The sequence below is a fragment of the Faecalibacillus intestinalis genome, assembly GCF_003024685.1.
In the GTDB taxonomy this organism is placed as follows: domain Bacteria; phylum Bacillota_I; class Bacilli_A; order Erysipelotrichales; family Coprobacillaceae; genus Faecalibacillus; species Faecalibacillus intestinalis.
Genome location: NZ_PYLQ01000005.1, coordinates 142,172 through 155,371, shown reverse-complemented (window position 1 = coordinate 155,371; position 13,200 = coordinate 142,172). Strand labels below are relative to the sequence as shown.

Genomic DNA, 13,200 nt, shown 5'->3' with positions numbered 1-13,200 from the left:
ATTCTTGAATAATATATTAGATTATCAAGGAAAAATAAGAATCATGAAAGAATATGGATTTAAAGAAATAGAAAAGGAGGTCAGGGAAGTGTGTGATTATGCAAATATACTAGAAAAAGAATATTTAAATAAAGGAATTGGAATAGGTGTTGAAAAAGGAATAGAACAAGGAACACAAAATGAAAGAATTAAAAATATAAGAAAACTAATGATAAAGCTAAAAATGTCATTTAAAGAAGCTATTCAATTTTTAGATATACCTGAAGATGAAGTGAAAGAGATAGAAAAATATTTTAAATCATAGAATAATTAAAAAAGTTGTATGTATATTTATCATACAATTTTTATTTATTATAAAAAATTTGCAATAAATGTCAAAAAGTGTTGAAATTATCGGGGGGGGGGTATTAAAATTATAATGATAGGGAGTAGGTACATATGACTTTTCAAGAAAAGAAAGAAATTTATAAAAAAATAATTGTTTCTTTGGATTATTGTGTAGATGATTATTTATATATTCTAGATGTTGAAAAAAATGAATATTTTATTTCGCCACATGCAGCTACAAGATTTAAAATGGAAAATTATTATTTTAAAAATCCATTAAATGAATTTAAAAAAATTGTTTATTATAAAGATTATGAATTACTTTTATCTGATTTAAATAAAATTTTATCTAAAGAAAAAGATTTTCATAATATGCAATATAGATGGTTAAATAAAGAAAGTATACCTGTTTGGATTAATTGTAGAGGTACAGTTATTTGTGAAGATAATGAAGTAAAATATATTATAGGGTGTATTAATGAAATAGGTAAGAAACAATACGCTGATAATGTAAGTGGTTTATTAGGGGAAGAAAGTTTTAAGACGATTATTTATCCTATAGATGATGATTTTCATACGGGATTTGTTTTAAGATTAGGAATAGATGATTTTAAAAACATTAATGAAAATTATGGTTTAAAATTTGGAGATGAAGTTTTAAAACAAACAGGTAAGTATATAAAAGAATTTTTAAATGAACATCAATCACTTTATAGAATAGTTTCTGATGAATTTATTATCTTAGATTTATTTGGTACAAAAGATGATGCAATTTGCCTTTACCAACAAATTCAAGAAAGTACAATCAATTTTATTGAATCTATGAATTATGAAATCTATTATACAATTTCAGCAGGAATATTAGATTTTTGTAGTCATCCTACAGCAAGCTATACTGAAATCATGAAATGGACTGAATTTGCTTTAAATAAAGCCAAAGAAAGTGGTAAAAATACATATAATATTTTTTTAGATGAAGATTATCAAAAATTTCAAAGAGAATCTTCATTAATAAGATATTTACATCAAGCAATAGATCACGCTTATGAAGGATTTGATGTTTATTTTCAACCAATTATTAATATAAAAGAAAATAAAGTAGAAAATTTAGAAGCTTTATTACGTTTTGAATGTTCTGATTTTGGAAAAGTTTCTCCTCAAGAATTTATTCCTTTACTTGAAAAAAGTGGATTAATTATCCCTGTTGGTAAATGGGTTTTAGAAAAGTCTATTCAAGCTTGTTTAGCTTTACAAAAGTGGGCACCTGGTTTAAAAGTAAATGTCAATATTTCTTATATACAAGTATCTAAATCTGTTGTTTTAAGAGATATTTTAAATATTATTAAAAAATATAATGTAGATCAAAATAGATTAGTTATTGAACTTACAGAAAGTGGTTTTATTGAATCTGATCGTTTCTTTGTAAGTTTCTGTAATCGTTTAAAAGAAAATGGAATTCTTTTAGCACTTGATGATTTTGGAACAGGGTATTCTAATTTTCATTACTTATATAATTTAAAACCTGACTGTATTAAAGTTGATCGCGGATTAATGAAAAATGCATTAGCAAATCAATATGAAAATATGTTACTTAAACATATGATTGATATGGCACATAGTGTAGATGTTAAAATGTGTATAGAAGGAATTGAGACACAAGAGGAATTAGATAAAATATTGGAAATGGGATGTGATTATATTCAAGGATATTATTTTAGTAAACCATTACCATTTAATGAGATTGAGGAATATTTAAAGAAAAAAAGGAAATAGTCTCAGTTGAGATTATTTCCTTTTTTAATGTATAAAATTATTGTGCAACACTATAGAAGTTAGTTGTTTGGTAATTATAAATAATATTTGAAGTATTAAATAGGAGCCCATTAGATAAGTGAATATTGTCGTTAATCATAATAGCTGGATCATTTTCATTAAGATTTAATAATTGAGCATCTTCTTTGCTCAATTTAATAGCAGTTAAATATTTATCAGCAAAACCAAAAGATAATTTTAAATCATCTTTTAAATATCTAAAAATAGATCCTTCAGCTATTTCCTTACCTAAATAAGGAACAATATCTTTATTATAATAAGTTCTTTCTAAAGCATATGGAACACCATCGACAATACGTAATCTTTTTAGATAATAAACAGGAGTTCCAAGCTTACAATTCATTTGCTGACTAAGCTTTTCATCGGTTTCAATCACTTGAATATCTAATAACTTGTTAATAATTTTATTACCAGGATTATCTGTTGTAACACCTCGTGTTGAATTTAAATAGACTGTTCCCTTTTTTTTAGGTGCACGAACAAACATTCCATTTCCCTGAACTGAATAAACAATACCTAAATTTGTTAGTATTTTAATTGCATTACGAATTGTATTACGACTAACTTTATATTCTTCTATTAGTTTTTCTTCAGTAGGTAATTTGTGGTTTTCTTCAAATTCTTCGTTCATTATTCTCTTTTGAAGATCATTAACGATCATTTCATATTTTAACATGTAATCACCCATGCATAATTATAACATAATGTTTTTTTTTCACAATATCCTTGTTTTTTATTAATGATAATTTATTGGTATAAATTAGAAAGATTCTATTTTTTGTGCGAAAGCGCTTTACAGCATATAAATGTAGGTATATAATAAATTTGTACCAATGAATTTGGAGGGGGATATGATGAAAAGGATATTGAAAGTATTACTAGTGGCTTTAATGGTTGTAGCTTCAATTGTTAGAGTCGATGCAAAGACAACGATATCGCAAAGAGTTCAAAATATAATCAATAATATGAGCTCTACAGATAAAGTTGCACAAATGATCCAAACGGATACCCGTTGGATTACACCAGAAGAAGTTGCTGAATACAAGATAGGTTCAATTTTAAGTGGTGGTGGTGCTGCACCATCATCAGGAAACCAATTAAAAAATTGGGCAGATTCAGCAAATAGTTATCAACAAGCAGTTATTAATAGTGGAGGTATTCCATTGCTTTATGGAATAGATGCTGTTCATGGAAATAATAATTTATATGGAGCAACAATCTATCCTCATAATATTGGTTTAGCAGCAGCTAATAATCAACAGTTAGTTGAAAATATAGGTAATGCGACAGCCAGCGAAGTAAGAGCAATGGGTGCCAATTGGACATTTACACCAACATTAGGAGTTCCTCATAATGAACGTTGGGGACGTACTTATGAAACTTTTGGTGATGATGTAGAACGTGTTACCTCTTTAGGAAATGCTTATATTAAAGGAATTGAAAAAGATGGGACAACTCTTTCAACTGCTAAACATTATGTAGGTGAAGGTTTAACAACGAATGGAACTAATCAAGGTAATGTTGAATTGAGTGAAAGTGATTATAATGACTTGATTAATGCGAATATGGATAATGAAATTGTTAAAGAAATTCTTACTCCATATAAAAAAGCAATTGATCAAGGCGTTCAATCTATTATGGTTTCTTATAATAGTATTAATGGTAAGAAATGTCATGGAAATAAAGACGTTATTACAACTTTATTAAAAGAAAAATTAGGTTTTGAAGGTATTGTTATTAGTGATTATAATGGTTTAGATCAAATTGAAAATCAATCATCTTATAAAGATAAAGCGATTGCATGTATCAATGCTGGTGTTGATATGTTGATGGTAGCTGAAAAAGATGGTGATACACCTCGTTGGAAAAATTTATATAATGCATTAGTAGAAGCAGTTAATGAAAATAAAATTAGCGAAGAACGATTGAATGATGCTACAGCACGTATTTTAACAGCTAAAGAAAATATTGGACTTTTAGATGATTCTTCAAAGGCTTATGCTAATACAGATGAACAAGCATTATTTGGTGGTCAAGAACACCGTTCACTTGCAAGACAAGCAGTGAGTGAATCATTGGTATTATTAAAAAATGATATAGTTAAAGATAATCAAACTATTATGCAAGCATTACAAAATATGGATAATTTAATGGTTGCAGGAAGTGCTGGCGATGATATTGGTAAACAATGTGGTGGCTGGACAATTACGTGGCAAGGAGCAACTGGAAATACGACAAAGGGTACAACGATTTTCAGTGGTTTAAAGGCAGCCATGGATAAAAAGGGTGGTACTGTTAATTATAGTGCTAATGGCGTATTTACAGATTCAGATAAAAAAGTAGACGCAGCAATTGTTGTTGTAGGAGAAGATCCATATGCTGAAAGTAGTGGAGATAGAAGCGCTGGACAATTAAAATTACCAGCAAGTGATATCAGTACAATTAAACAAATTGAAAATAGTCATCCTGATACACCAATTATTTTAGTTTTAACAACAGGACGTCCTATTGCTATTGCTGACTATGTTAATGATCAACATATTAAAGGAATTGTTAATGCATGGCTTCCAGGTAGTGAAGGTGAAGGTGTTGCTGATGTATTATTAGGTGATAAAGATTTTGTGGGAACAAATCCAATTACATGGACTTGGTATCCTCAAGATATTACAAGTAAATATACAGATACAAGTAAAGTTTTATATCCAGTAGGATATGGTTTAAAGAAAGCAGAAAAAACAGGTAATTTTACAACAATAGATGATCCAAATGTTGTTGATTTAGGAAAAACAAATGGAAAATTAGAAGCAGAAGATTTTGTAGATGCACATAGTAGTATTCAATTAGAAAATAATGGTACAACTGTAGGTTATTTACAAGATGGTCGTTACATGACTTATAAAATTAAAGTACCTGAAAAGGCAGCTTATAAATTAACTGTTCAAGTAGCGCGTCAATATGAATCAACTATTGATGGTGCCTTTGAATTATACTTAGATGATGAATTAGTTTTAGAAAAGAAAAATACATCTGTTGTTTCAACTGGTAGTTGGACAACATTTACAGCTCAAGAGATGAAAGCCTTAGTGAGTTTAAAAGCAGGCGTTCATGAACTTAAACTTGTGGCACGTGATGAAGATTTCAATTTTGATTATTATACATTTGAAAAAGCAGGTGATTATGTTGGACCAGTAGTTCCTGAAGAAGTAACTAATGTTGGAACAGGTGCAATGTTACAAGAAGGTGCTGTTGAAGTAAGTATGTCTTCTTCAGAAAATTCTCAAAGCATGTCATGGTATAAAGGAGAATTTGAAATCTCTAATAAAAATGCGACAAAAGATGCATTAGATTTACGTGTAGCAGATGATTCTACACAAACAACAATTATTGTTAATGATCAAAAAACATATCAAAGTGTTTTAGGAATGGGAACTTCTATTGAAGAAGCAACAATTCATAATTTATTAAAAATGAGTGATGAAAACCGTCAAGCATTTTTAAGAAGATTATTAGATCCTGTTAATGGTATGGGAATGTCTTTAATGAGGGTTACAATTGGAACATCTGATTTTACAGCTCAAGATTTTTATACTTATTATGATGGAACTGGTAAAGAATTAGACGGAAAACCAGACTGGAATAATGTAACAGGTAAAGGATTTAGTATTCAAAAAGATCAAGATTATGGTGTTATTAAAGTTCTTAAGGAAATGATGACAATTGCTAAAGAATTAGGAGTTGAAAATAATCTTAAATTCTTTGCTTCATCTTGGACACCACCAGGATGGATGAAAACAGCTACTTCTAGTAGTAAATCATATGAAAATAATGATTTATTATTAAAAGGTGGAAAATTAAATGATGCTTATATTAATGATTTAGCAAAATATATGGTACGTTTTGTTGAAGAGTATAAAAAACAAGGTATTCCAATTTATGCAATGACTCTTCAAAATGAACCATTACTTGAAATTAACTATCCAAGTTGTGCAATGACAGGAACACAAGAAGCTAAACTTGCTAAAGCTATTAAATCAGAATTAGCACAAAGTACAATTTTAAATGATCAAGAAAAGAATGTTAAATTATGGGCTTTTGATCATAACTTTGATGGTGCTGATAAATTTATGAAAGATTTCTTTAAAGAAGCTGGAAATGATTATAATATTGATGGTATTGCCTTCCATCCATATGGAGGAAATGCTTCAACGATGGGATCTTTCTATGATGATTACAAAGATCAGCTAAGTATGAATTTAACTGAAAGATCTGTTTGGGGAACAAGTGGAGCTAATGATATTATCACTTGGTTAAGAAATGGTTCTGAAAGCTATAATAGTTGGGTAACAATGTTAGATAGTAATATTGCAACTCATCATTGGGTAGGAACACCTGATCCAACATTATTTGTACAAGATGCAAATAATCCTCAAAGATATTGGGCTACACCTGAAGTATATATCATGTCTCAATTTACTAAATATGTAAAACCAGGATATGTACGTATTGATACAAATAATGGAAGTAGTTCAACTGTTACAAATGTTGCATTTAAAGATCCTGAAACAGGAAAAATTGTTATGATTGTAGCAAATCGTAGTGGTGCTGATCAAAAATTTAAAGTGATGATGAATGGTACACAATTTAATGCGGTTTTACCTGCAGGTAATGTAGCAACTTATGTATGGGATGGATCTATAGCTGAAGTTAAAGGAAATGAAATTCCAGGTGTTTTAAAAGCAACAGATGCTATTAACTATGATAAATTAAAAGTTAAAGATGATGGTTCTGGATTTGGAGATATTCAAGATGGTGCATGGGCAGATTATTTAATTGATGTTAAAGAAGCAGGAATTTATAATGTTTCAATTCCTCATGCTATTGGACCAACAAGTGGACCATCTGTTGATAGTAATATTGATAATAAGCAAATTATTTTGAAAGTAGATAATGAAGAAGTTGGGCATACAGTTACTAAACGTTTTGATACTTGGTCTAGTAGTTGGAATGCATGGAGCACAACAAGAAACGTTCAAATTCAAATGAAGTTAAATGCAGGTGTACAAAGACTTACATTAGCTTTACCACAAGGAAATATGGATGTTGGTGCTTTGACATTTACTAAAGCTAAAGACGTATTAAATGTTCCAGGATATATTCATGCATTAGATTATAGTTATGGTGAAAATATTATTGCTGAAAATAATGAAAATGTAGGCTTCTTTGATGATGGCGACAAATTAGAATATACAGTCAATGTTCAAAAAGCAGGCAATTATAAGATGAAACTTGAATATGCTAAAGGTGAAAAAGATGCTGAATTTGATGTTTATGTAGATAATGTTTTAACAACATCAAGCACTTTAGAAACAACAGGAAGTTTTAGTACTTATAAAACAGGAACAGTTGCTATTGATTTACCAGAAGGTAGTCATAAAATTATGTTTGTTCCTAAAAATACTGGTGGATTTAATTTAAAATCATTATCATTTGGTTCATATATCCAATTAGAAAATGATTCATTAAAAGAAGGAAAATTAAATGGTCAAAAGATTACAGTTCAATTAAAGGATGGTAAATTTAATGAACAATTAAATAAAGATAATTGGCATATTGATTTACCTCAAGGTGTAGATTTTGATTTAGATAGAGTAAGTGATACTAAGGTAACAATTACTTTAAAAGGACAAGAAGTTGTAGATTATGATAGTAATCGTACTTTAAAAGTTGAAGTCGATGCTAAAGAAGTAGGAGATAAAGATTACTTATTAAGTGATCAAACAGTTATTGAAGCTGTTGATGATGAAGAAGTGTTAGAAGATATTGGTAATCTTGATTTTGATAGTAATACATTTGTTTTAAAGATTAAAGGTGGTAAATTTAATCAAAAAATAAAACCAAGTGATTTAACTTTAAGTGAAGAAATTTCACAATATGTAAAAGTAAGTGAAGTTAAAGTAAATAAAGATGGTACAGAAGTATCTGTTACATTAGAACGTACAAATACAAATTATGATGATTTTGCAGGAACAATTAATGTTAAACCAAGTGGTTATAGTGAAGGTGATTTAGATTTAGTTGCTAATATTAAATTATTAAAAACAGATCGTTTACCAGAAAGCATTAATGTAAAAGATGAAGCTGTTAAATTAAATGAAAGTGATGCTTATCGTAAAAGAGGTACTTTAGTAAATGGTGCTAAAGGAGATTATTTAGATTTCTTCTTAAATATAGAAGAAGAAGGAAACTATGTTTTAACTTATAAAGTTAAAGATAATGAAGCTGTTGAAAATGGTTTAAAATTAAGTGGTGGTTTAGGACTAGCAACAGATAACTTAGGTAGTGTTTCTTTTGGTAAATATTGGGGAAATGCTCAAGGGTATGCACAAATGTTAAACTTAAAAGCTGGTGAACAAACTTTAAGATTTGAAGTAAATAATCCAGGTTTTGAATTAACAGATTTACAAATAAAAAAATTAACAGATGTAATTGAAGTTAATGATACAAAAGATGGAAAAACAACAATTTCTGCTGATCAAGTTGTTGATGGTTCAAAAGAAATTGGTTGGGCAATTGAAGATTCTTCAACTAAAAATATTGGGTTTGGATCAGCAGGTACTTATCAAGACTATTATGTTGATGTTAAAACAGCAGGGTTGTATGATTTAAAAGTTAATTATAGTCATGATTGTGGTAGTGATACAAAAGCTGTAGTTATGAGAGTTGATGGCAATACAACAACTCAATTAGGAGAAGTTACTTTAAAAAATACTGGTGGATGGGCTAACTATCAAGATAGCGATACAATTGAAATTAGATTAGAAGCTGGTAAACAATTTATCCGTATTTATGATGATATTGATGGATTTAATTATCGTCATGTTCAATTAACATTTAAAGGTAAACAAGATGTTACACAACCAGAAATTACTGGTAAAGATGCTATTGTTTATGTAGATGATGAAACTGATATTAAAGATTTATTAGAATTAAAAGCAATCGATGATATTGATGGTGATTTATCAAATAAATTAACAATCAGTGGTGATTATAATTGTCATCAAGCAGGAACTTATACACTTACAGTAACTGTAAGTGATCAAGCTGGTAATGAAGCAATTCAAACATTTACAATTAAAGTTGTTGAAAAAGCAAAACTTGTTATTGATTCAAAAGAATTTATAGTAGGTGATAAATTTGATCCATTAACTGGTGTAAAAGTTTATGATGTTGATGGTACAGATATCACAACAAAACTTACAGTTGTAAATAATAATGTTGATCCAAGTAAAGAAGGAACTTATCAAGTTATTTATAGTGTAGTAGATGCTCTTGGTAATGAAGTTGAATTTACAAGAGAAGTTATTGTAAAGAAAGTAAAAACAGATGTTGAACCATCTAATCCGGATGTTCCATCGGTATCAAAACCAAATGATTCTTCATCTGATAATCAACTATCATCTTCAAATGGTGGACAAGAAACAATTGTTGGTCAAGTTGTTAAATCAACAAAAACAGGAGATAATACACAACTTGTTACAATGATGAGCATGCTTTTATTAGCTGGTATAGGATTTATAGTTTTAAAAAGAAGAAAATATAATCATTAAATTCAAAATATGTGAAATGTAATAAATGAAAATATCAGTTTAGAGAAATCTAGAAATTTAATGAAGGAACAATCAAAATAGGTTGTTCCTTTTTATTAAGGTGATCTTACCATTTAATGATATTGAGAAATATTTAAAGAATCTTAAATAGAAGGTTACTTTGACCTTCTTTTTTGTTATAATGAAATAAGGGAGATATTTATGGAAAGATTAGTTGAAATATGTTGTGGAAGTTATGAAGATGCTTTAAATGCTTATAAGGGAAAGGCAAAACGTATTGAATTAAATAGTGCACTTTATTTAGGAGGATTGACACCTAGTTTAGCTTCTTTAAAACTTACAAAGAAGAATACAAATTTAAAGGTCATTACAATGGTAAGACCAAGAGGTGCTGGGTTTTATTATAATGATATTGAATTTGAAGTGATGAAAGAAGATGCGAGATGTTTGTTGGAAAATGGTGCAGATGGAATTGCTTTTGGATGTTTAAATGAAGATGGGACAATTCATGAAAAACAAACAAAAGAAATGATTGATATAATTAAAGAATATCAAGGAGAAGTTGTTTTTCATAGAGCTTTTGATTGTGTAAAAGATCCTTATGTTTCTATTGAATTATTAATTCAATTAGGAGTAGATCGTATTCTAACAAGTGGCTTAAAACCAAAAGCAATGGATGGAAAAGAACTTATAAAGGATTTACAAACAAAATATGGAAAACAAATAGAAATATTAGCTGGAAGTGGTATAAATGCTAGTAATGCCAGAGAAATGATGAATGATACAGGAATCAACCAAGTGCATTGTTCTTGTAAAGATTGGATCAATGATCCAACAACAAAGACACATGAAGTATCTTATAGTTATGCACCTGCTCCTCATGAAAATGATTATGATGTTGTTTCTATTGAACTGGTGGAAGAAATAGAAAGGAGTATTCAAAAATGAAAGTAGAAAATTATTCGTATGAAACATTTCCTAGATATACTAAAGAAATAGAAGGTGCTTTAGAATTAAAAGGAAATAAAGAAAATTTAAGATGTAGAATGTTAGATGTTGAATATCAACAAGGATGTATGATACGTTTTCTTTTTCCAAATACAATTTTAGATGAAACAAAAAAATATCCTCTAGTCATTCATATTCAAGGTTCAGGATGGTATCAACAAGATATGAATGATCATATTTTTGATTTTATGCCAATTGTTAAAACAGGCTATGCTTATGCTATTATCCAATATCATGGAGCACCAGAATATAAATATCCTACACAGATAAGTGATGTAGAAAAGGCAATCGCATTTTTAAAAGATCATTATCAAAATTATCCAATTGATTTTAATAATATCTTTTTAAGTGGAGATTCTTCTGGAGGACATATTGCTTTATTAATAGCTTTACAAAAGAAATATGAATTCAAAGGTATTATTGATTTATATGGAGTTACAAATTTTATGACTTTTAATGATTGGTATAGTAAATATGATTGGAAAGAAGAAAGAAATGCAATTGACTTTCTAGGATCTTTAGACAATCAACTTTTAATAGAAGTATCACCTATAACTTATCTTAAAGAAAATATGAATTTACCACCTTTCCTTATTTTGCATGGGGATAAAGATCATGTTGTTCCTATTACTCAAAGTATTGAACTCTATGAAAAATTAAAAGAGTATCATTATGATGTAACTTTTGGAAGAGTACATGATGCAGATCATGGTAGAAGTATTTTTTATAATGAAGATGTTTATCAAACAATTATTAACTTTTTAGATAGTAAAAAGAGATGATGTTTGTGGAATTACATATTAAGAATTTTGAATACCAAAATATTTTAAAGCAACAAACGAATAAACAATTAAGCAAACTATTTTTATGCATGTTTTTATTAGCGTTTTCAATAGAATCTATAGGTTATAATTTTAAATGGTTGTATTATATTTTATTTATTATTGCAACTTTGTTATTACTCTCTTCGTTTCGTGCATTAAGGTTGAAAAAGAAGAAAGTACTTGGTTTTGAACTTATTTATATTGATGAAAACAACCGTTTCTTTTATAATAATCTATTTATAGAAATGAAAGATCTCCAAAACTATGTTATAGGAAAAGATGAGATTATTTTAAATTTTATAGATTATATGATTGTTGTAGAAAAAGATGAAAATCTTTATGATTATTTAAATCGATTTGTAAAGAATAAAAAGCCAATCTATATAAAAAAAGCAAGATTATCTATTATTGTTCTAACTATTCCTTTTGTGCTTTTTTCACTCAGTTTAGGAAATCTGCTTTTAGGAAGAATTTATAGTTATTTAAATCATGTAAAAATGATTTCTTTTTCAATTATTTTTATACCTATTATACAAATGATAAGTATAGTATTAGGATTCATGTTTATCTTTTTTATAGCGAAGAAGTTTAAAAAAGGAATTGGTCTCTATGTAGGTTTAGGATTGATTATCTTATATATTGCTTTGCCTTTTGTTGTAGGAAATGATATTCATCTTTTAGATAACAATAGGGCTTATACATGTCAAAATCAAAAGCTAATACTTTATAGTCATTATGTTAAAGGTTATGGTAAAATTGAAAGACAAATAAATCATGTTTCTAGTAAAGCAAAAGTTGGTAATTATCAAAGTATTCTTTATATTTTAGATCATCAAAAAATAAAAGTGATTTCTTTAGAAAAAGAAGATCAAAATGATCAATTACTTTTAAAAATAAATAATCAAACATATATGGGAACTTATATTTCAACAGAATATAGCTTATCTTTTGAAAATAATGAAGCTTATTTTAAAAAGAATTATTCTTCTGAAGTTTTAAAATTAAAGAGAATTAATAATCATATGCTTTACTTTAAATATAATAATAATTATTACTTTATTTATATTTTAGAAAAACAAAATGCTATAAGACTTTATGATCTTTCTAATGAAAGAGATTTAATATTACGTTTAGCTTCAAATCCTTTAGAACAATTTAAATCTCAAACAGACGATGAAGATATAAGCAAAGAGTCACAAAATCAAACAGAACAAACAAATCAAGAAGAAAGTATAACTACGAATAATATAACTAATGAAAATCAAACGACAACAAATGAAGACGATCCAGAAAGAGTATATTTTGAAAAAGTATACGAATTATTAAAATCTCAAAATAAACTAGAAAATCCATGTTTTGATTATCAATTTAATGCTAAAGGTTTTCCGTATGCAGTTGTAAGTACAAATGATGAATATACTTTATCTCTTGTTTTTAATAAATATAAAAATAATGAAGAAGATTATGAAATTGTTTTAGAAAAATACGTAACAAAAAGTAGTACACAAAGTCTTGTTGATTTTTATTTAGTGAATACGAAAACTTTAGAAGTCATAGATCAACAAAGAGATTATTGGTAGGATTAAGAATTATCTTGATCC

General features: G+C 27.9%; 7 protein-coding genes. 6 read left to right on the top strand and 1 reads right to left on the bottom strand.

Going from position 1 to position 13,200, the window contains the following annotated elements:
* Both C7U54_RS14690 and C7U54_RS05750 read left to right on the top strand, forming a co-directional pair.
* A partial coding sequence (locus tag C7U54_RS14690; protein ID WP_396129916.1) for a hypothetical protein occupies positions 1-304 on the top strand: 304 nt, incomplete at its 5' end.
* A gap of 134 nt (positions 305-438) precedes the next feature.
* Positions 439-2,100 carry a sensor domain-containing protein gene (locus C7U54_RS05750; protein WP_107029607.1) on the top strand — a complete coding sequence of 554 codons (1,662 nt, stop codon included), beginning with the start codon at positions 439-441 and terminating at the stop codon, positions 2,098-2,100.
* Between the two features lie 37 nt (positions 2,101-2,137).
* Here C7U54_RS05750 and C7U54_RS05745 read toward each other — a convergent pair whose 3' ends face one another.
* Positions 2,138-2,836, bottom strand: a complete 699-nt coding sequence (locus C7U54_RS05745) for a GntR family transcriptional regulator (RefSeq protein ID WP_107029606.1) — start codon at positions 2,834-2,836, stop codon at positions 2,138-2,140.
* 175 nt (positions 2,837-3,011) lie between these two features.
* On the opposite strand from C7U54_RS05745, the gene C7U54_RS05740 reads away from it, so the two are divergent.
* The 4 genes from C7U54_RS05740 (at position 3,012) to C7U54_RS05725 (ending at position 13,179) form a co-directional block, all read left to right on the top strand.
* A complete protein-coding gene (locus tag C7U54_RS05740) occupies positions 3,012-9,767 on the top strand; it encodes a glycoside hydrolase family 3 N-terminal domain-containing protein (protein WP_234697781.1) in 6,756 nt (2,251 codons plus the stop codon).
* 201 nt (positions 9,768-9,968) lie between these two features.
* Entirely contained in the window at positions 9,969-10,715 is a 747-nt protein-coding gene (locus C7U54_RS05735; RefSeq protein WP_107029604.1) for a copper homeostasis protein CutC, read from the top strand.
* Positions 10,712-11,557, top strand: coding sequence for an alpha/beta hydrolase (locus tag C7U54_RS05730; protein WP_107029603.1), 846 nt, complete (start codon positions 10,712-10,714; stop codon positions 11,555-11,557). The genes C7U54_RS05735 and C7U54_RS05730 overlap by 4 nt, the downstream gene beginning before the upstream one ends.
* 5 nt (positions 11,558-11,562) lie before the next feature.
* The gene (locus C7U54_RS05725; protein ID WP_117574630.1) at positions 11,563-13,179 is read left to right on the top strand and encodes a hypothetical protein; all 1,617 of its coding nucleotides are present in this window, start codon (positions 11,563-11,565) and stop codon (positions 13,177-13,179) included.
* The last annotated feature ends 21 nt before the right edge of the window (positions 13,180-13,200 follow it).